The sequence below is a fragment of the Streptosporangium sp. NPDC049644 genome (assembly GCF_040675205.1).
Taxonomy (GTDB): Bacteria; Actinomycetota; Actinomycetes; order Streptosporangiales; family Streptosporangiaceae; genus Streptosporangium; species Streptosporangium fukuiense.
Genome location: NZ_JBFAOJ010000030.1, coordinates 45,142 through 65,217, shown reverse-complemented (window position 1 = coordinate 65,217; position 20,076 = coordinate 45,142). Strand labels below are relative to the sequence as shown.

18 protein-coding genes are annotated in these 20,076 nt (G+C 71.2%); 10 read left to right on the top strand and 8 right to left on the bottom strand.

Annotation, left to right across the window (positions count from 1 at the left end; all coding sequences use genetic code 11):
- The first annotated feature begins 2 nt into the window (after positions 1–2).
- From AB0J58_RS19155 to rbsK, 4 genes are read left to right on the top strand one after another with little or no spacing between them, the layout of a single operon-like run.
- The gene (locus AB0J58_RS19155) at positions 3–968 is read left to right on the top strand and encodes an ADP-ribosylglycohydrolase family protein (RefSeq protein ID WP_364217313.1); all 966 of its coding nucleotides are present in this window, start codon (positions 3–5) and stop codon (positions 966–968) included.
- Positions 965–2,125, top strand: coding sequence for an ADP-ribosylglycohydrolase family protein (locus AB0J58_RS19150; protein WP_364217311.1), 1,161 nt, complete (start codon positions 965–967; stop codon positions 2,123–2,125). The genes AB0J58_RS19155 and AB0J58_RS19150 overlap by 4 nt, the downstream gene beginning before the upstream one ends.
- The gene (locus AB0J58_RS19145) at positions 2,122–3,498 is read left to right on the top strand and encodes an ADP-ribosylglycohydrolase family protein (protein WP_364217309.1); all 1,377 of its coding nucleotides are present in this window, start codon (positions 2,122–2,124) and stop codon (positions 3,496–3,498) included. The genes AB0J58_RS19150 and AB0J58_RS19145 overlap by 4 nt, the downstream gene beginning before the upstream one ends.
- A complete protein-coding gene (gene rbsK / locus AB0J58_RS19140; protein WP_364217307.1) occupies positions 3,495–4,391 on the top strand; it encodes a ribokinase in 897 nt (298 codons plus the stop codon). The genes AB0J58_RS19145 and rbsK overlap by 4 nt, the downstream gene beginning before the upstream one ends.
- A 56-nt stretch (positions 4,392–4,447) precedes the next feature.
- Here rbsK and AB0J58_RS19135 read toward each other — a convergent pair whose 3' ends face one another.
- The gene (locus AB0J58_RS19135; protein WP_343965309.1) at positions 4,448–4,591 is read right to left on the bottom strand and encodes a hypothetical protein; all 144 of its coding nucleotides are present in this window, start codon (positions 4,589–4,591) and stop codon (positions 4,448–4,450) included.
- 145 nt (positions 4,592–4,736) lie between these two features.
- Positions 4,737–5,138, bottom strand: a complete 402-nt coding sequence (locus AB0J58_RS19130; RefSeq protein ID WP_364217305.1) for a heme-binding protein — start codon at positions 5,136–5,138, stop codon at positions 4,737–4,739.
- 246 nt (positions 5,139–5,384) lie between these two features.
- Between AB0J58_RS19130 and AB0J58_RS19125 the strand changes: the two genes are divergently transcribed.
- Entirely contained in the window at positions 5,385–6,254 is an 870-nt protein-coding gene (locus AB0J58_RS19125) for a class I SAM-dependent methyltransferase (protein WP_364217303.1), read from the top strand.
- Positions 6,255–6,290: 36 nt separating this feature from the next.
- Positions 6,291–7,292, top strand: coding sequence for a phosphotransferase (locus AB0J58_RS19120; RefSeq protein WP_364217301.1), 1,002 nt, complete (start codon positions 6,291–6,293; stop codon positions 7,290–7,292).
- A gap of 294 nt (positions 7,293–7,586) precedes the next feature.
- Here the strand turns inward: AB0J58_RS19120 and AB0J58_RS19115 are convergent, their stop codons facing one another.
- Complete coding sequence (locus AB0J58_RS19115) at positions 7,587–9,380, bottom strand: tetratricopeptide repeat protein (protein WP_364217299.1); 1,794 nt, start codon at positions 9,378–9,380, stop codon at positions 7,587–7,589.
- Between the two features lie 419 nt (positions 9,381–9,799).
- Here AB0J58_RS19115 and AB0J58_RS19110 point away from each other — a divergent pair, with 419 nt between their 5' ends.
- The 4 genes from AB0J58_RS19110 to AB0J58_RS19095 all read left to right on the top strand — a co-directional run bounded on the left by AB0J58_RS19110 (position 9,800) and on the right by AB0J58_RS19095 (position 12,920).
- Entirely contained in the window at positions 9,800–10,513 is a 714-nt protein-coding gene (locus AB0J58_RS19110) for a methyltransferase domain-containing protein (RefSeq protein WP_364217297.1), read from the top strand.
- Positions 10,514–10,525: 12 nt separating this feature from the next.
- A complete protein-coding gene (locus AB0J58_RS19105; protein WP_364217295.1) occupies positions 10,526–11,455 on the top strand; it encodes a Ppx/GppA phosphatase family protein in 930 nt (309 codons plus the stop codon).
- Between the two features lie 40 nt (positions 11,456–11,495).
- Positions 11,496–12,314 carry a DUF1206 domain-containing protein gene (locus AB0J58_RS19100; RefSeq protein WP_364217293.1) on the top strand — a complete coding sequence of 273 codons (819 nt, stop codon included), beginning with the start codon at positions 11,496–11,498 and terminating at the stop codon, positions 12,312–12,314.
- A 165-nt stretch (positions 12,315–12,479) separates the two neighbouring features.
- The gene (locus tag AB0J58_RS19095) at positions 12,480–12,920 is read left to right on the top strand and encodes an ATP-binding protein (RefSeq protein ID WP_343965327.1); all 441 of its coding nucleotides are present in this window, start codon (positions 12,480–12,482) and stop codon (positions 12,918–12,920) included.
- 153 nt (positions 12,921–13,073) lie between these two features.
- Here AB0J58_RS19095 and AB0J58_RS19090 read toward each other — a convergent pair whose 3' ends face one another.
- From AB0J58_RS19090 to AB0J58_RS19070, 5 genes are all read right to left on the bottom strand, one after another.
- Entirely contained in the window at positions 13,074–14,264 is a 1,191-nt protein-coding gene (locus tag AB0J58_RS19090) for a DegT/DnrJ/EryC1/StrS family aminotransferase (RefSeq protein ID WP_364217291.1), read from the bottom strand.
- Positions 14,261–15,352: a GNAT family N-acetyltransferase gene (locus AB0J58_RS19085; RefSeq protein WP_364217289.1), complete on the bottom strand. Its 1,092-nt coding sequence runs from the start codon at positions 15,350–15,352 to the stop codon at positions 14,261–14,263. Before AB0J58_RS19085 ends, AB0J58_RS19090 begins: the two co-directional genes overlap by 4 nt.
- A 262-nt stretch (positions 15,353–15,614) precedes the next feature.
- Positions 15,615–16,775 (bottom strand): DegT/DnrJ/EryC1/StrS family aminotransferase, encoded by a 1,161-nt coding sequence (locus AB0J58_RS19080; protein WP_364217287.1) that lies wholly within the window; start codon positions 16,773–16,775, stop codon positions 15,615–15,617.
- 72 nt (positions 16,776–16,847) lie between these two features.
- Positions 16,848–18,374, bottom strand: a complete 1,527-nt coding sequence (locus AB0J58_RS19075) for a hypothetical protein (protein ID WP_364217285.1) — start codon at positions 18,372–18,374, stop codon at positions 16,848–16,850.
- A gap of 260 nt (positions 18,375–18,634) precedes the next feature.
- Entirely contained in the window at positions 18,635–19,936 is a 1,302-nt protein-coding gene (locus AB0J58_RS19070) for a M20/M25/M40 family metallo-hydrolase (RefSeq protein ID WP_364217283.1), read from the bottom strand.
- Positions 19,937–20,076 lie beyond the last annotated feature (140 nt).

Genomic DNA, 20,076 nt, shown 5'->3' with positions numbered 1-20,076 from the left:
CGATGACGTCGGGGGACAGGATCCTGGGGGCGTTCGCCGGTCTGGCGGCGGGCGACGCGGCGGGCTGGCCGTCGTCGCGGCACAGGGCGGGGGTGCACGCACCGTGGAGCAGACGCCTCCACCGCGAGCTCGACGCCTTCGCCGAGGAGCATCGGGTGACCACCCTGCCGGTGCCGTTCGCGCTCAACCAGCCGGTCGCGCCGCTGGCGATGGGACCGTCCGACGACGCCGAATGGCTCGCCTGGACCGTGCTCACCATCGACGAGGACCGCGCGGAGGCGTTCGCCGGACTGACCGGCAGGGACGACGTCAGGGCGCGGATCTCGGTGCGGACCGCGCTGGACAACCTCGCGCGCGGTCTCGGCCCTCCCGCCAGCGGGCACGACAACCCGCACTTCTTCGACGACGCCGCGACCGTGCGGGCGGTCGCCTTCGGGGCCGTCGGGCTGGACCCCACGGCCGACGCCCAGGTCACCAACGCCGGTGACGGCGTGCTCGGAGCCGTCGCCATGGCCAGGGCGATCGGCGTCCTGGTGGACGGCGGTCCGATGGGCGACGCCGTGCGGGCCGCGTTGGAGGCGCTTCCCGATGACACCGTCATCGGCCGCGCGACCCGTATCGCGCTCGCGGTCGCCCGCGAGGCGGGCGATCCGTTCACGGCGGTGCCCGCGCTGGACGCGGCGCTGTTCGACCACGTCTACAGCTACGGGGTGGCCGCCGCCGAGACGCTGCCGGTGGCCCTCGCACTGGCGGAGGTCTCCGGCGGCTCGATACGCACCGCCGTACCGGCCGCCGCCTGCCTGGCCGCCGTGGCGGACTCCGCGCCCGCGCTGACCGGTGCGCTGACCGGCGCCTTCACCGGCCATGGTGCGCTGCCGCGGGGATGGAGCACCACCCTTACGGGTTGCTGCCTACCCGAACTGGCGGGAATCGACCTACTGGACATCGTGAGGGGACGAATCGGATGAGTACAGCGGGCAGGGGCATGCTCGAGGACAAGGCCGTGGGATGCGTGGCGGGTGCCGCGGTCGGCGACGCCCTCGGCGGCGCCACCGAGGGCTGGACGCCCGAACAGATCCACGAGCGTTACGGCGGGTACGTCGAGGGCCTGGTCCCGCCGTACTTCGAGGACTGGCGGAACGCCCGCCCCATCGCGCCCTACCACAAGGGCGACGGCCACATCACCGACGACACCCTGATGACCCACGCGCTGATCCGGGTCTACGAGCGGGTCGGGGGACACCTGGACGCCTACGCGGCGGCCGAGCACCTGGTACCGGAGATGATGGGGGAGAAGCGCTGGATCCCGGAACTGGAGGCCGAGGCGCTGCTACTGCAGCGGGTCTTCCTGGCGGAGAAGTGGCTGGTGCTGCGGCTGCACCACGGTCATGCGGACCCGCGTGAGGCAGGCGTGGGCAACATCGTCAACTGCGGTGCCGCGATGTACATGGCACCGGTCGGCGTGGTGAACGCCGCCGACCCCGACACCGCCTACGCCGAGGCGATCGAGCTTGCCGGCGCCCACCAGTCCAGTTACGGACGGGAGGCGGCCGGGGTGCTCGCCGCCGCGGTGGCCGAGGCCATGCGCCCGGGCGCGACACCCGACTCGGTGGTCGCCGCCTGTCTGCGGCTGGCGCGGGACGGTACCAGGGCGGCCATCGACGCGGTGTGTTCGGCGGCCCGCGACCTCGGCCACTGGGACGGCTCCTTCGAGAGGTTGCGCGCCGCCATGAAGCCCTACGACACGGTCGCCGACACCTACCGTGACCAGGGTCTCGGCGCCCGCCGCCCGAGCCGCCTGCACAGCATCGAGGAACTCCCGCTCGCCCTGGCCTTCCTGCTGATCGCCAAGGGCGACTACCGTGACACCGTCCTCGGCGGCGTCAACTACGGCCGCGACGCCGACTCCATCGCCTCCATGGGCGGCGCCGTCGCCGGAGCCCTGGGCGGGCGCGGAGCCGTCCCGGCCGACTGGGTGGAGCAGATCTCCGCAGCCAGCCGCACCGACCTCCTCACCCCCGGCCTGAGCCTGGCCCGCGTCGCCCGCCGCATCCACGGCGCGGACCTGGCACGCCGCCGCGCCCACGAGTCCGCCTTCGCCGCCCTCGCCGGGGACGCCGGATGATCAGGCTGACCTGGGTGCAGCCGGAGGATCTGGTCGGCCACGAGCTGCGCCAGGCCGCCGAGGACGGCCGCGAGGTGACGGAGATCGCCGCGCGCTGGCAGGCCGCGGGAGGACACAGCGCCCTGGCCCGGGTGGGAGCCTCGCCAGAGGCCCCTCCGGTACGGCTGCGCCGCCTGGCCGAGGACCTGCTCGACGAGCTGGCCGCGATCCCGTCCCCGCTCGCCGAGCCCTCCACCCTGGCCGAGATCGTCACAGCCTGCCCGAGGTGGCCGTCACAAAGGGGCACGGCCACCTCGGGCACACAGGACATGGACCGGATGCTCGGCGCGTGGCTCGGCCGGGCGGCGGGCTGCGTGCTGGGCAAGCCGGTGGAGAAGATCCCCCGGGAGGGGATCAGGGCGATCGCCGAGGCGACAGGGAACTGGCCGATCCGGGGATGGTTCACCGCCAGGGGGCTTCCCGCCGAGATCGGCCGGCGCTGGCCGTGGAACCGTCGCAGCGCCGTCAACAGCCTCGCCGAGAACATCGACGGCGTTCCCGAGGACGACGACCTCAACTTCGCGCTGCTCGCCCTGGCCCTGCTGGAGCGGCACGGCCGGGGATTCGGCACCGACGACGTCGCGCGGCTCTGGCTGGACGAGCTACCCGGCGGCCGGGTCTTCACCGCCGAGCGCGCCGCCTACCGCAACCTGCTGGCCGGCCTGGAACCGCCCACCTCAGACGACCCGCGGGCTCTCAGCACGGCGACCTTCCGCAACCCGTTCCGGGAGTGGATCGGTGCGCTGATCAGGGCCGACGTCTACGGCTGGGTCAATCCCGGCGATCCGGCCACGGCCGCGGAGTTCGCCTGGCGCGACGCGCGGCTCAGCCACACCGCCAACGGGATCTACGGCTCCATGTTCGTGGCGGCGATGTGCGCCACGGCGCTGACCGCCTCCTCCACCGAGGAGGTGGTCGCCGCCGGTCTCGCCGTGATCCCGCCGGACTCCCGCCTGGCCGCCGCCGTACGGCAGGCCGCCGAGGACGCGCGCCGGGAGCCGGACTTCGAACGGGTCGTCGACCGGCTCCACGCACGCCACGGGGAGCTGCACTGGGTTCACACGGTCAACAATGCCGCACTGATCACGGCGGCCCTGGTCCACGGCCGGGGTGACTTCACCGCCTCGATCGCCGGCGCCGTGGCTGGCGGCTGGGACACCGACTCGGCGGGGGCGACCGTGGGCTCGATCGTCGGCGCGCTGCGCGGCGCGTCGCGGATCCCGGAGGGGTGGGCGTTGCAGAATCGGCTGTCCAGTAGCATCAGCGGATTCGACGGCATCGGCCTGGACGAACTGGCCCGCCGTACGCTGGCCCTGGGGGTGGAGGAATCATGATCTCGGTGTTCGGCAGTGTCAACATGGACCTGGTGGCCTATGTCGATGCCGCACCCGCGCTCGGCGAGACCGTGACCGGCCGCGCCTTCAGCACGGTTCCCGGCGGCAAGGGCGCCAACCAGGCCATCGCCGCCGCGCGGGCGGGGGCCAGGGTGGCCTTCCTCGGGGCGGTGGGCGACGACGACTTCGGGACCGAGATGCGCGGGACGCTCGCCGAGGCGGGCGTCGACGTGACGAACCTGCGCACGGTCCCCGGGCCCTCGGGCATCGCCCAGATCGTGGTGGACGGCGGCGGCGGCAACTCGATCATCGTGGTGCCCGGTGCCAACGGGGCCGTGACCGCCCCCACCGAGGCCGAGATCGAGGTCATCTCCCGCTCCGACGTGCTCCTGCTCCAGTTGGAGCTTCCCATCGAGGCGGTCACCGCCGCCGCCAGGGCCGCCCGTGCCGCGGGGACCACGGTGGTCCTCACCCCCGCCCCCGTCCAGCCCCTGCCCGCGGAGCTGCTGGAGGCCGTGGACATCCTGGTGGCCAACGAGCACGAGGCCGTCGCGATCACCGGCCAGGCGGACCACGAGCGCGCCCTGAAGGAACTGAGGGGCACGGTCGGATGGGTGATCGTCACCCTGGGGGCGCGCGGCGCGCTCACCTCCTCTGCCGACGGGGCCGCCGTGTGGGTCGAGGCACCCAGGGTGAACGCGGTGGACACCACGGCCGCGGGCGACACCTTCGTGGGGGCCCTCGCCGTGGCCCACGTCGAGAAGCAGCCCGCCGACCAGGCCGTCCGCTTCGCCACCGCGGCGGCGGGCCTGTCCGTCCAGCGCGCGGGCGCCAGCAGTTCGATGCCCACCCGTGCCGAGATCGACCGGAGCCTTTCCGCGGCCGGTTCCTGACACTCCGGTGCTGACACCCGGCGGGGATCTCCCGGCCGATCTCGGGGGCGGGAGCACTAGCCGCTGATGAGGGAGGTCTCCGACAGCGTGAGCAGGAACGCTCCCGCCGAGAGCAGCGCGATCGCCCAGGAGCGGCTGATGGCGGACCAGATCGTGGCGGCCAGGAAGCAGATCAGGGCGAGCAGCACGAGAACGTCCACGAGAATCCTCCAAAGGGTCGGTCCCCGGACGATCACTGTCCGGGGCAAGCCCTCACTGCCCCGCGCGCACCGGGGGTAACACGCCGTGCCCCCGTTTCGTGGGAGCGGGAACTTCGGCCAGCCCGCCTTTTCCTGATATATCCCGCTATGCCCCTTCCCAGAGGGCGGCGGCGGCCTCGGCGCATGCCACGTCCTGGCCGACGGTGCCGCCGCTGACGCCGACCGCGCCCACCACCCCGCGGCCGTCGCCGGGCTCTCCGAGCGGGATGCCGCCGCCGAAGCACACGTACCGGTCGCCGGCCAGGCCGTGCAGTTCACCTCCCGGCAGGACCAGCGGCGCGAGGTCGGCGGTCGGCATGTGGTGGGCCACCGCGGTGTGGGCCTTGCCGGGGGCGAGGACGGGGCCGGAGATCCGTGCGCCGTCCATCCGCTGGAACGCCACCAGGTGTCCGCCCGTGTCGACTACCGCGACCGAGATGAGCGCTCCCTCCCGCACGGCCTGCCGCACCGCGGCCTCACACATGCGCAGCGCGAGTTCCAGGTTCACCGGACTCCTCAATGTTTCGAAAACCTTCGGCGCGGACGGTCGGGGGATGCGAGGTGCCACAACGATCCGACGCTCATGTGCGCTCTTCGGAGGACCGGGGTGAGCCGGGAATGTCGCCCGGTGCGGAGAGGATCACACGCGGCGACATTCCGATGACTCTTACCAAGAGTGATGTTTATCTTACTCCAAGCTACGATCTCGTCACTGGCGGAATCGTTGAGGTGCCGTCTCGACGTGGGGAGAGGCATGCGCAGTCATAACCGTGCGAACATCGTTCACCAGCTCAAATACGCCCTCGACCATCCGGGGCGAGTCCCCAGGCACCTGAGCCGGCTGAGCAGGAACATGTGGCTGCGCCTGAGCACCCGTGACCATGTCTCCTACTACCGGGCCATCATGAGGTCCGACACCGCGCGCAGCCCCCACGCGGCCGTGGGCAGCAAGTCCTACCGGCGCTGGACGGTCCTGGGAAAGATGCAGTTCGACTACCTGGTGCGGCACGGGCTGGAACCCGGGCACCGCATGCTGGAGATCGGCTGTGGCAACCTGCGGGCCGGGCGCCTGTTCATCGGTTACCTCGACGCCGGAAACTACTACGGTCTCGACATCTCCCCGGACATCCTGATCGCCGCCCAGGAGACCCTGGTCTCCTACGACCTGCGGGAGAAACTCCCCCACCTCATGCTGGTCGGAGATCTGCGCTTCGCCGCCCTGCCCAGTGAGATGTTCGACGTCGTGCACGCCCACAGTGTCTTCTCCCACTCCCCGCTGCCGGTGATCGAGGAGTGCTTCCGGCACATCGGCCGGGTCGTGAAGCCGGGAGGCTGGTTCGACTTCACCTTCGACCGCACCGAGGGCAGGGAGCACCAGGTCCTGGGCGAGGACTTCTACTACCGCGCCGAGACCCTGCTCGACCTGGCCTCCGGATACGGCCTGCAGGCGACTCTCATGGAGGACTGGGAACTGCTCCCGCACCGGCAGTCCAAGATCCGCATCAGGTTTCCCGGGCCCGAGCCCTCGGCGGGTCGCGCCGTACGTGACCAGGACCGGTCCGAGGCGGATCGCCGGAGAGACCTGGACCGCGAAGCCGGGCAGGCGATGTCGGATCTCGGATAGGATCTGGCGCCCTGTGCGACCGAGCTGGAGGAACCGATGCGGGCCCACGACCTGTCCGCCGGGAGCGGCGTGCTGGCCCGCGCGCATGACGTGGCCCGCGCGGCGGCGCGGATCCACGGACTGCCCGACGCCGAGGTCACGCTGATCAACGTGTCGGAGAACGCCACCTACCGGGTGGACGACCCGGTCACGGGGAGGCGCTCCATCCTGCGGGTGCACCGCCTCGGCTACCACTCCATCCCGGCGATCCTGTCCGAGCTGGCCTGGCTGGAGGCGCTCCGCGAGCAGGAGGGGATCCGCACCCCCCGGGTGCTCCAGGCCCCCGACGGCTCCCGGGTGCTGACCGTCCCCGGCGCCGAGCCCCGCGAGTGCGTCATGTTCGAGCTGCTGCCCGGTGCCGAGCCGTCCCTGGAGAACCCGGTGCCCGGGTTCGAACGGCTCGGCGCGCTCACGGCGCGGATGCACCGGCACGCGCGCCGCTGGTCTCGGCCCGAGTGGTTCACCCGCTTCCACTGGGACTACGAGGCGGCCCTCGGCGCCGGGGCGCGATGGGGCCGCTGGCAGGACGGCCTTGGCATGGAGGCCGAGGCGCGGGCCGTGCTGGGGCGGCTGGACAAGGAGCTGCGCGAGCGGCTCCACCGCTTCGGCCGGGGGCCGGAGCGCTACGGCCTGGTCCACGCCGACCTGCGTTCCGCCAACCTGCTCGTGGCGGGCGAGGGACCACCCAGCGTCATCGACTTCGACGACTGCGGCTTCGGCTGGCACCTCTACGACCTGGCCGCGGCGGTCAGCTTCATCGAGCACCTCCCCGAGGTCCCCGAACTGGTCGACGCGTGGGTGCGGGGTTACCGGACCGTCCTGGACCTTCCGGCCGAGGACGAGGCGGAGATCTGGACGTTCGTCATGTTCCGCCGCCTGCTGCTGGTCGCCTGGATCGGTACCCATACCGGCGCGGACATCGCCGTCGAGCTGGGCTCCGGTTACACCGAGGGCGCCTGTGAGCTGGCCGAGCGCTATCTCGGCGGCGCGCTTCGCTGACCCGGTCCGTCCGGTGGCACTCGCGGCGTTCTCGTACGGGCCGCTCGGCAAAGTGGCGCGCTGTGATCGCGCATCGGGAAATCATCCCTACCCACTCCTGGGACACGGGGGTTCGCGGTGGTGAAAACGCGTCGCCGTGCCGGTAACGCGTAATCCGATAATGAGATTTCCGCGACGGGGATTCCATCTCCCGGCCTTGTTTTCCGCCCCCCCCTTCGTCGAATCCGGGCGTTTTCCGGCAGCCTTCGTCACCGTGGCCGCGGGCGGCGGTCCGGTGGGGCCGGGACTGCGAGGTCAGGACTTGAGTTCGCGTCTGATGTCCTCGTCGTCCGGTGCCAGTTCCAGCGCCCGGGTGAGGTCGGCGACCGCCTCCGTCTCCCGCCCGGCGGCGCGCAGTGCCATCGCCCGGTTGAACAGCAGCGCGGGGTCCGCTCCGGGCTCGAGGGCCCGGGTGAAGTCCGCGACGGCGCCCTCGGGGTCACCGGTCTCGAACGCCAGCAGTCCTCGGTTCGCCCAGGCGGCCGCCAGCGAGGGGGCGAGCTCCAGCGCCCTGTCGAAGGCGGTACGCGCCCTGTCGTAGCGCCCCTCCGCCGTCTCCACCTGACCCAGCGCGCACAGCAGGTAGGGGTTGGCCGGATCGATGGCGAGCCCGGTCTCCGCGTCCACCCGGGCCTTGCCGTACTCACCGAGGGCGGCCAGCAGCCCGGCCCGGTTGGCCAGGCCGTCCACGAACTCCGGGTCCAGTTCCAGCGCGTGGTCCAGGTCGCTGAGCGCACCCCGGTGGTCCCCCCGGGAGAAGCGGATCTCGGCCCGGTTGTAGTAGGGCTCGGGGAAGGGCGGGCCGACCCGCATGGCCGTCTCGTAGTCGTCGATCGCCGCGTCCATCCGGCCCAGCCGGTGCAGCAGGTTGCCCCGGTCGATGTAGTAGTCGGGGTAACCGGGGTCGGCTGCGATCACCGCGTCCAGGTCCTCCAGCGCCTCCTCGGGGTGGCCCAGCATCACGGTGAGCTGCGCCCTGTTGGCCAGCAGCACCAGCCGGTGTATCGGGTGCTCGCCGGGACGCAGGTCGCGGTCGGCCAGGGCGACGGCCTCGGAGACCAGCTCCAGTGCCTTGGCCGGGCGGCCTCGCCGTACCTCCACCAGTGCCCGGCCGTTGAGGTCGAACCCCAGCTTGAACGCCCGCTCGCGCGGGTCGGGCAGCAGCGAGGAGATGGCGATCGCCTGGTTGACCAGCGCGAGCGCGGCGTCCGGGTCACGCCGGGCCTGGTCGTGGTGGCGTACCTTCAGCATTCCGGTGGCGTAGGCGACCGAGGCGTGCACGGCGGGGGAGACGCTCTCTCGCCTGGCCAGGTCGAACAGGTCCTCGGACTCGTCCTCCCTGCCCAGCGCGGCCAGCGCGGTCGCGGTGCTGTGCAGGAGCCGCCACCAGGTCCCGCTGTCGCCTTCGGGATCGGCGAGGCGCAGGGCACGCCTGCCGAGATCCACCACGGCGTCATGGCAGCCCGCGTCCAGGCACCACTGCACCGCGAACAGGAACGCCTCCACCGCCTTCGCCGTGTCGCCGCCGCGCTCGCGGTGGTAGGGGACCGCTCCAAGCCGCGCGCCGATCGTCCCCTCCCGCTCCAGCCTGTCGGCGAGGGCGCGGTGCTCCTCCTCACCGAGCGGATCCTCGACGGTGGTCCCCCGGCGGGTCACCACGGTCAGCGACTCCGCCGGGACACGGCGCCGCAGCACCGTCAGGAGTTCGAGGTCGGTGGGGTCGGCCCGGTCGACGTTCTCGACGACCAGCGTCCGCGGGCCGGTTTCGGCCAGGTGCTCGCGGACGAACTCGGCCAGGCCGTTGGCCAGGCGCAGCGTGCGCCGCGGCGCGTGCACCAGGATCCGCTCCGCGCTGGGCAGGCTCGCGGCCACGGAGAGGCGCCGGTCGGGAACCAGGTCCTGCAGGTCGGGGGCCGCCGCGCGCAGCTCGATGTCGTAGCGGGCGACAAGCTCGGGCCGGGCCGTGGGCACCAGGGCGGCGACGAGCGCGCCCCCCGCGGTGTAAGGACCGCGCAGGTGCCGGTCGGCGTCCACCACGAGCGGCGACACGGGAAGAGACGGGTTTTCTGGCGGTTGGGCTCCCCGACTCACCGGACTCCTCTAAGTCGATTTAGATGATATTCGATGATATATGGCTATGGCGTGCTGGGGGGCCGGCGCCCACTGCTGGACGCCGGTGCTGCGATTCCTCTCAGCCGACATGCTTGGCGCTTGCGGTGCCACTGAGTGTGACGGTGCCAGGTTTGTGAACAATAACGTGCTTCATTACCGACCTCTCTCGCGAATAAGAGCAAATCGCAAGTATTCGCAATAATTGCCCATATTGACAAGATCTGTTTCTTATAGTGGCCGCATCCGGACAGCCCTATGGACAGGTGGCGTGCGGTGGTGTCCGCGAACGCCGTCGCGGGCCCATGCCCGGCCCGGCCGCTGTGAGCGGCTCCTGCCGGGGATGGGACCCTGGTCCGATGGAACAGAGAAGCCGCTGGGCGGACATCGCGGGAGACGACGCCGGGGAGCGGTACGCGGCGAGGTTCGCCAGGCTGGCCGAGTCGGGGGCGGACACGCACGGTGAGGCACGGTTATGCGCGGGGCTGCTGCCGCCGGGCGCGCGGGTGCTGGACGCCGGGTGCGGGACCGGGCGGGTGGCGATCCGGCTGGCGGAGCTGGGATACGACTGCGTGGGCGTCGACCTCGACGCGTCCATGCTGGAGGTCGCCCGGCGGGCCGCACCGGAGCTGCCCTGGATCCTGGCCGACCTCAGCGACCTCAGCGACCTCGGCGACCTCGGTGATCTCGGCGGCTCCGCGGAGTTCGCGGAGCCGGCGGAGCGGGCCGTGTCCGGCGAGCGGCGTGGGCAGGGCGGGCGCTTCGACATGGTCGTCGCCGCGGGCAACGTCATCCCCCTGCTGGCCCCCGGGACCGAGGCGCGGACCGTCGCCGGGCTCGCGGCACTGCTGCGGCCCGGCGGGTTGCTGGTGAGCGGGTTCGGGCTGGACGCCGCGCACCTTCCGCTCACCTCCGCCACGGTCACCCTGGACGACTACGACGCCTGGTGCCGGGCCTCGGGGCTCGCCCCGCTGCGGCGCCTGGCGACTTGGGACGGCGCACCCTACGACGGTGGTGGATACGCGGTGAGTATCCACGTACGAACCCCGGGCGAACGGGACTTCGAACGGTAGTAGCTTCATCCCATGCGACTGGGCGTTCTCGACATCGGTTCCAACACGGTCCATCTGCTGGTGATGGACGCACATCGGGGGGCCCGGCCGCTACCGGCGTACTCCCACAAGGAGGAACTGAGGCTCTCCGAGCACATGGACGAGGGCAACCGCCTGTCGGCGGAGGGCGCGACGCGGTTGCGGGAGTTCGTCGAGGAGGCGCTGCGGATCGCCGAGGACAAGGGGGTCGAGGACCTCATGGCCTTCGCGACCTCCGCGATCAGGGAGTCGGTGAACGGTGAGGAGGTCCTCGCCGGGATCAAGGCCGCCACGCAGGTCGACATCGAGGTCCTGTCCGGCCAGGACGAGGCGAGGTTGACGTTCCTGGCGGTGCGCCGCTGGTTCGGGTGGTCCTCCGGGCGGCTGCTCGTGCTGGACATCGGCGGCGGGTCGCTGGAGATCGCCTCGGGGATCGACGAGGAGCCCGACGTGGCGGTGTCGCTGCCGCTGGGGGCCGGCCGTCTCACCCGCGACCACTTCACCGCCGACCCGCCACCGGCCGACGAGGTGCGGGCACTGCGCAGGCACGTGCGGGCCGAGATCGCCCGGGTGGTGGGCAAGGTGTCGCGGTACGGCCAGGCGGATCACGCGGTGGCGACGTCCAAGACGTTCAGGCAGCTCGCGAGGATCGCCGGCGCGGCACCCTCACACGAGGGGGTGAACGTACGCCGGGTGCTCGGGCACGCGGACCTGGTCGGCTGGACCGACCGGCTGGCCAGGATGAGCACGGGGGAGAGGGCCGAGCTGCCCGGGGTATCGGAGGGGCGGGCGCCGCAACTGCCCGCCGGAGCCATCGTCGCCGACGCCACCATGGACCTGTTCGGAGTGGCCCAGCTGGAGGTGTGCCCGTGGGCATTGCGCGAGGGCGTCATCCTGCGCAGGCTGGACGCAATGCCCGAGTAGTAAGGTTTACCCGGCCTTCCGTGGGTTAGTGCGCATAGCCATGAACAGCCCTCAGACTCAGGTGGCAGGTGCCGCTCACAGAGCGGCCAACAGTCAGACGCTGGACAGGTTGGCGCGGGTCGGTTTGGCCTGCAGGGGGGTCCTTTACGGGCTGATCGGTTTTCTCGCCCTGCAGATCGCCTTCGGCGGTGGCAGCGGTGGCAAGGAGGCCGACAAGACCGGGGCCATCGAGACGGTGGCGGAGCAGCCGTTCGGCATGGTGCTGCTCTGGCTCATGGTCGTCGGCTTCGCGGCCCTGGTCCTCTGGCAGCTGTCCGAGGCCGTCATCGGCCGGGGCCAGACCAAGGACCGGGTGGAGGCCGCGGCGCGCACGGTGGTCTACGGGTTGATCGTGGCCACGCTGCTCGGGGTCGTGCTGCGCGGAGACTCGGGAAGCTCGACGGACAGTCAGTCCAAGGACCTCACGGCCAAGCTGATGGAACTGCCCGGCGGGCAGTTCATCGTGGGCCTGGTCGGACTGGGCGTCATCGCCCTTGGGGCCTACTGGATCCACAAGGGCTGGAAGAAGAGGTTCCTCCAGGACCTGCGCACCGGCGAGATGCCGCCGAAGGCGCGTGACCTGGCCGAGAAACTCGGCATGGCCGGCTACCTCGCCCGCGGTGTGATCGCCGCGGTCGCCGGCGTCTTCGTCATCCAGGCCGCGATCACCTACGACCCCGACAAGGCCAAGGGCATCGACTCGACGCTGCGCTCGCTGGCCGACACCCCGGCCGGTCCGTGGCTGCTCGGGGTCGTCGCGATCGGCCTGCTGCTGTTCGCGGTCTACTGTTTCTTCGAGGCCCGCTGGCACCGGATGTGACGGGTGAAACCGCACGGTACGGCAGGTGCGGGCATGCAGCGGAAGGCCCGTCTGGCAAGCCCCACCTGTCTATCCGGTAAGTGATCGCATTCCTACTTTTCCGAGACATCTTCCCTTTCGAGCTCCGCGTCTTCCCAAAGGCAGGAACGGCATCGGAGGGGGCATATGGACTCGTCGGAGTACGACGGCAGCGAATGGGTTCTCCGCCTTGCGGGTTCCCCGGACCAGGTGGTCAGAGCCCGCCGCCTGGTCTCGATGACCCTGGGGCGAGACCATCCCCTCCATGACGACTGTGTCCTGCTGACCAGTGAGATCGCCACCAACGCGGTGATCCACTCCCGCTCCGGGGACGGCGGGGCTTTCACGGTCACCGTGGCCTACTCGGCGACCGGCGTGCGGGTCTGCGTCCAGGACGAGGGCTCCTCAGAGGCTCCCTGCCTCTGCCGCGCCTCGGCGGACGCGACGGGGGGCCGCGGCCTGCCCCTGCTGGAGGCGCTGGCCCACCGCTGGGGCCTGGTCAGGGAGGCGGGGGCCAACAAGGTCTGGTTCGAGCTGGTGCTCGAACTGGCCGGAATGCGCGCGGGCAGCCTGGCAGGCGCCAGGTGAGAGTTCGGGGCTCGGCCGGACGTCGAGGGGGCCGGTGCCGGGCCGGGACGAGTCGGAGGCGCAGCCGCCCTCGGCACCCTGCCGGCAGCCCGTGCCGTGGAGACCTCAGGCGACATGGCGGGCCTCCTCCGAGAAAGGAGGCCCGTGACCTGCTCAGGCCGGCTGTTGCGAGGCCGTGAACGGGCGGGGGGCGGGGCGGACGTCGAGTTCGGTCAGCAAGCCGGCCATCCGGGCGGCGCGGAGCGGGTCGACGGGCAGGACGTGGCCGGTCCACCAGCGGGCGATCTCCGAGGACGGCCCCTCGGGCACCAGTTCCAGGTAGTCGTCCAGCGGAGGGTCGTAGATGAAGCCGGGCACCACGCCCCGGCTCTCCAGCCGGGCGACCACCTCGTCGCGGTTCTCGACCAGCAGGGGCACCCGCAGCAGCGGCTGTGGCGCCGCGTCGCGGACGCCCTCGGCCGCCCAGGGCAGGGTGCGCAGTAGTTCGACCCCGGCCACCCGCCGGTCGCGCTCGCGGTCGATCACCCGGAAGCGGGAGCGCTGGTAGCGGCGGAGCAGCGGCCCCTGGCGCATCCGCCAGTCGTCGAGGTCGATCCGCAGCCAGTGGTCCAGGGCACGCAGGTCCACCGGATCGTCGGCGAGGGCCGCGCGCAGCTCCTTCTCGCGGGGCGGGCAGCGGTGCCCGGTCCACTGGACGAGGCTGAGCGCTTTGAGAGCGTGCCACATCGGCCGGACCAGCCCGGTGCGGTAGATCGTCTCGCGCAGCACGGGCCGCAGCGTGCCGAGCAACTGGGCACGCGCCCCGCCGGGGAGCAGCGACTCGTCCCTGGCCCGGGCCAGTTCGGGCAGCGCGGCCGGGTCCCGCGCGGTGAGGAACCCGCCGGACATCGCCCGCCCGTGCTTGGCGAGGCTGAACACCCCGGCGGTGCCGAACGTGCCCGCGGCGCGGCCGTCCACCGTCGTCTGCATGGCGTGTGCCGCGTCGTCGAGGAGGATCACGCCGCGCCGGTCGCACTCGGCCCGCAGCTCGGTCACCCGGTCGGGCTGGCCGTACAGGTGCGTGGTGACGACACCGGCCAGGCCGTTCCAGTCGACGTTGGGGACGTCGATGTTGCCGTCACGCCAGGAGACCGGCGCCATCACCGGTTCCAGCCCGGCGGCCAGCACGACGAACAGCACGGTCTCGCAGTTCGTCGGTGAGATGAGCACCCTGTCGCCGCGTTCGAACCAGTGACGCAGCGCCAGGAGCAGACCGAACCTGGCGGAGGGCACGTGCAGGCACTCCTGGCCGATCCGGTCTCGCATGGCCGCCTCAAGCTCGCGGCTGCCGTTCTGACCGCTCACTGGGCCTTCCCTCGGGTGCGCAGCCGCCCGTACCGCTTCATGGCCCTGTCGGCGGCGCCGTACAGGGCCGGGCTGTCAAGGATGAGGCGCCGCACGCGGCGGACCGGTGCGGTGCGTAGCCAGTGCGCCGCCGCGCCGGCCGAACGGCGGCGCACGATGCCCTCGGTGACCGGGACGGTTCTGCTGCACAGTGCGTCCTTGTACTCCGAGCCGTTACTGATGCCGAGGTCCAGCGAGCTGACACCGATCTTCGCGGCGGCCTCGACCATGTGCAGGTGCTGGATCAGGCCGGGGGAGTACTTGGCGTAGTCGGGGTCGTACGCGGGGAACCAGCCGATCATCATCGTGTCGGTGCGCAGCCCGAAGTGGCCCGCGACGGGTCTGCCGCCCGCGTACAGCATGGACAGCGGCCCGGCGAAGTCGGGGGTGTCGACGGCGTGCAGGCGCTCGGTCAGCTCCACGACCCATGACCTGGCGAAGCGATCGGGGCGGCCCATCCGCTGGTACTGGGCCGATTTCCACTCCCGCAGCAGCCGGAACTGCTCCGCGTCGCGCACCGCGAACTCGGAGGTGATCTCGCCCACGTCGCGGCCCAGCTTCCGTTCCTTGTACAGGGTGCTCTTGACGAACTTCGGAGAGCGTTCGCGCAGCTCGTCGAGGAAGGCCGGGTAGCCGTCGGCGAAGTCGAGGACCACGGCATCCTGCCTGAGCGTCTCGAACGGCTGGAACCAGGGCTGCCGGTCGACCATGCAGCCGAACTCCCACACGCTCAGCCCGCACTCCTTGAGCAGGGTGTTGGGGTCGAATTCGGCACCGGGCACGTGGACCACGCCCTGGGAGAGCGAGACCCATCCGCCCAGGGCGGCGCCCACTCCGCCACCGTGCCGCTCGAAGGGGAAGAACCCGACGGGCCCGTCCGACTCGGTGATCACCGCCACCCGCGCCCCGGTGTGGACCTCACCCATCGCGATCGTGAAGTCCGGGCTGAGGAAGGGGTTGGCGAGGTGCGGGCTGGAGCGTTGCATCTCGCGCCAGGCCGCGACCTCGTCCGGACCCAGCTCCGCGGGCCGGATGATGTTGACCCTCATGCGACCCCTCCCGTCGCGCCGGGGTGACCGGCGACCGTGCCTGCGGTGCGCGTCAACCTACCGTTCACGAGGAGGCGATCCTTTCTCGAAGCCCGGGTTGGGGGACCGAACGTCGTCCTCGGGGCGGAGCACGCGCGATCCGGCTGACCCGTGGACATGGGTGGCGTGCGTCACGGGGCGAGGGAACCGTCACGGAGCCGGGCGGCGCCCCCCTGTTGCCGCCACCCGATGCAGTAAATCTACCTAAATATTACCTTACTTGCTAAGCGATATCGAAAATGGTCGGACTCGGCAGCACCGGGGAAACCTGGGGCTGGGGTGGTGGGACGGCCGGAACGAGCCGTTCGACGACCGGCAGGGCGCGGTGGGCGTAGAGCGGATCTACCGGCAGCACGTGCCGGCCCCACCAGCGCGCGATCTCGGGCTCCGGCGAGGGACTGGTGAACCCGGGCAGGTAGCTGTCGTACGGCGGGTCGTAGAGGTATCCGGTGGCGACCCCGTGTCGCTCCAGTTCGGCGATGGCCTCGTCCCGGCCCGAGACCAGCAGTGGGACCCGGAACAGCGGCTGATCCAGGTGCCGGTGGACGGCCGGCGCCACGGTGGGCAGCGCGGCCAGCGCCGAGACGCCGGCGATCCGCCGCGACCGCTGCCTGGGCAGCGTCCGCAGGCGCCTGGACTGGTACCAGCTTGAGAGGTGGCCGCGCCTGGCCCGATAGTCGTGCAGGTCGGCCTGGACCCAGGAGTCGAACGCCGGTAGCTGCGGCGCGTACTCCAGCGCCCTGACCAGGTCCGCCGGACGCGGAGCGATCCGGTAGCCCTCGCGCTCCTCCTCCATGCCGAACGCGCGCATCGCCCTCAGCGCCGGGCGGACCATGTTCAGGCGCAGCGCGGTGTGCCGGCCCACCGAGGTCAGCACGCTGTGGACCTCCTTCCTGAAGGCACCCGGCTGCAGCAGCCGGTCACGGTCGCGCTCCAGGGTGCGCAGGTCCTCCAGGCGTTCGACCGCGATCACTCCACCGGAACCCGCTCCGGCGTGCTTGGACAGGCTGAACACGCCCGCCACCCCGAAGGTGCCCAGCGGCCTGCCGTGCACGCTCGTCTCCATCGCGTGCGCGACGTCCTCGATCAGGATCTTGCCCGTGAACGCCGTCACCCGATCCGGCAGGCCGTACAGGTTGGTGGTCAGCACCGCGTCGACCGTGTCGAGGTCGACGGCGCCCGCGTCGATGTTGCCGTCGTCGGCGGAGAGCGGGGCGATGACCGGGCGCAGTCCGGCGGCGAGCACGAGAAAGAGGATCTCGTCGGCCGACAGCGGCGACATCAGCAACCGCTGGCCGGGGCTGCACCAGTGCCGCAGGGCCAGATACAGACCCAGACGGTTGGAGGGCAGCGGAAGGCAGCGGCGGCCTGTCCGCTTCGCCACAATGTGCTCAGGAGTCACTGGAGACCGTCTATCACGTACGAGATCAAGACTGCAAACAGAGCCACGCCGTCCCTAACCTGCGACGATCTGGGACGCCTTGCCGTGGTTGATCACTCTGCGGATGTTCGGGAGGATCAGTAGCGCGACCAGGAGCTGGCTGCCGAGCATCGCGTAGCCCACCGCGGCGATCCCGAAGAGGGGGAACAGCAAGACGATCGAGGTGAGGACCAGCACCGCCATCCCGATCTGGACGAGTGCGAGCTTGCGGGCCTCGCTCTGCGCGCGCAGCATGCTGAGGCAGATCTCGATCACCGTCTGGGGGAGCACCGCGATCGCCATCAGGCGGAGCAGCGGTGTGCCCGCCTCGGCGAACCCGGGGCCGAACACGCTCAGGATCAGGGGCGCGCCGACCACGACCACCGCGATGACCGGTCCGACGATCAGGAAGGTGCGGCGCAGCGCGTTGCGCACGCTCTGCGCCAGCTGGGCGGCGTTGAAGGATCCCTCGACCGTCAGGGACACCGCCATGTTGGCCGCCAGCAGTCCGATCATGGAGCCCAGCGTGTGGGCTATCGAGAAGTAGCCGAACGTCGGCGCGTCGTCGAGCCAGCCCGCGATGATGACCGGGACCAGATAGAGGATCAGCAGGATGGAGAACGCGCCGGGGAAGTCCCCGGCCAGGAAACGGCCCACCTCGCGCAGGCGCGGCGGGTTCGCGGCGCTCTCCTCGGTGTTCTTGACGTGCCTGGGGATGATGACGCCGAAGATGAACCAGCTGATCGGGATCAGCGCCATGGCCGTCGGCACGATCCACGAGACGAAGATCCCGCCGAAGAGGCCGCCCTCCGGCAGCGCGACCGCGAGCGCGGCGAGCATGCCCATCTTGACCAGGCCGAACGCCAGGCTGTTGACCGGCACCCAGACGGCCTTGCGCAGCCCGGCCAGGGTCACGTCCTGGAGGGTGAAGATCGTCCAGACGAGGACCGAGACGAGGAAGAACAGTCCGGGCCCGAAACCGGCGAGGTCGGCGTAGACCGCCCCCCACACCGGCAACGTCAGCAGGAATCCCAACGCCGCCACCAGGCCGGTGGCCCCGGCGATCGCGTAGCCGCGCAGGACGAACTCGGCGGTGCGGCGGCCGGCCACCGGGATGAACCTGGCCAGCGCGCCCGCGAAGGCGAGCCCGGTCAGAGAGGCGAACAGCCGCATCGCACTGATCACGGCCTGGCCCTCACCGAACGCGGCGGCGGTGTACAGGTGCGTGGCGAGGAACCAGTAGCCGAGGCCCAGCACGGCGGTGATCCCGGTATTGATCATCAGTGCGTAGCCCTGTAGGAACAGGGGGTTTCTCAGATCCTTGCGCAGGCGGTCCATCAGCCCGGCCCTGCGCTCCTCGGTCACTGTCCGGCCCATCGCCTGGTCGCCTCCGTCGCGCGTCACCTCGTCATCATCGGGTGGAGCGCTTGCAGCGACCTTGCCGTCGGCTGCACGCAGGCCGGTGGCCGAGTCCGGTCGCGTCCCCGGCAGGTCCGGCAGGGCGCCCGGCGGGGGGTTGCCGCCCTCGTGCCAGGCGGGCAGCCCCGTGCCGTTCTCATTCACCTCGACGCTCCCGATCCGTACCACTCTCCGGAGCGGTGCAGGATGCCCGCCCGCTCGCACGGGATGGTTCGGTGGCGTCCCCGAAGGGGGGCGGGATGGCGCCGCGCCAGCGTTCGCGTCCCGTCACCAGACCGGCCGGTCACCGAGGGGTATATGAGAATCGGCACGTGAGCCATGATGCCCCAGTTTCAGGCGGGCCGTGTCCGGCATGTATCCGGAAGTGCCCGGCAGGGCTCGATCGTGATGGGGAGCGCCCTGTTTTATCCGGGATCGGTGCTGTGGCCCGCTGAGGCGGCGGGAGAGGTGAGAAGACGATCCAGGACGCGGACGCCGAACTCCAGACCCTCGACGGGAACGCGCTCGTCCACGCCGTGGAACATGCCGAAGTAGTCGAGCTCCGGGGTGAGCATCAGCGGGGCGAAGCCGTAACCCCTGATACCGAGCCCCGCGAAGGACTTGGCGTCCGTGCCGCCGGACATCACGTACGGCACCGGCCGCGCCGCCGGGTCCTCGGCCACCAGGGCCGCGCCGAGCCGATCGAAGAAGGGTGAGTCCATCGGGGCGGAGGGGGCGTCCTCCAGGTTGACGAACTCCCTCCTCACCCGGGGGCCGAGCAGGCGGTCGATCGTCTCCAGGAACTCCTCCCGGCCCCCCGGCAGGAACCGCCCGTCGACGTGGCCCACGGCGGTGCCGGGAACCACGTTGACCTTGTAGCCCGCCTGGAGCATCGTCGGGTTCGCCGAGTTCCGGATCTGCGCCCCGAACAGGGAGCCGACCCGGCCGAGCCGTTCGGCCTCCTCCTCCAGCCGGTCGAGGTCGATGCGCTCGCCGAGGATGTCCGACAGGCTCTCGATCAGCGTCGCCACCTCGGGCGTCAGCCGCACCGGCCAGCGGTGAGAGGCGATCCGGGACATGGCGTGGCAGAGTTCGGCCACCGCGTTGTCCGCCGGCGGGCGGGAGCCGTGGCCCGCGACGCCGGTCGCGGTGAGTCTCATCCAGGCGGTGCCGCGCTCGCCCACCGCGACCGGGTAGATCCGTGCTCCGGGAGCCTCGACGCTGTAACCGCCTGACTCGCTGATCGCCTCGGTGCAGCCGTCGAACAGTTCGCGGTGGTGTCGCACCGCGTATCGCGCGCCGTACTCGCCGGTGGCCTCCTCGTCGGCGAGGAACGCCAGCACCACGTCCCGCCCGGGCCGTACCCCGCGCCGCGCCCACTCGCGGACCAGGGTGAGCGTCATGGCCAGGGTGCCCTTCATGTCGACCGCGCCCCGCCCCCAGACGCAGCCGCCCAAGACCTCCCCGGAGAACGGATGAACCCGCCAGTCTGGGGCGTGTGCGGGGACCACGTCGAGATGACCGTGGATCAGCAGGGCGTCGGACGAGTCGCCGGGGATCCTGGCGACCACGCTGGTCCTGTGCCTGGCCGACTCGAACACCACAGGTTCGATGCCCGCCTCCGACAACAGGGTGGCGACGTGCTCGGCCGCCGGGCGTTCGCCGGAGCCGGGGTTGGTGGTGTCGAATCTGATCAGGTCCGAGCAGATCTGTGTGACCTCACTCATCGAAGAACGCCCCCTGGAGATGATGGCCCGAATACAGGACCAAGAGTGCATACCCCTCCGGAGCATGAGGGGCACCTCGGGGTTCGCTCCACGTACTCCCGGTCGGCTGTGACGCCGCTACCTCCAAGGGGCCGGGAGCC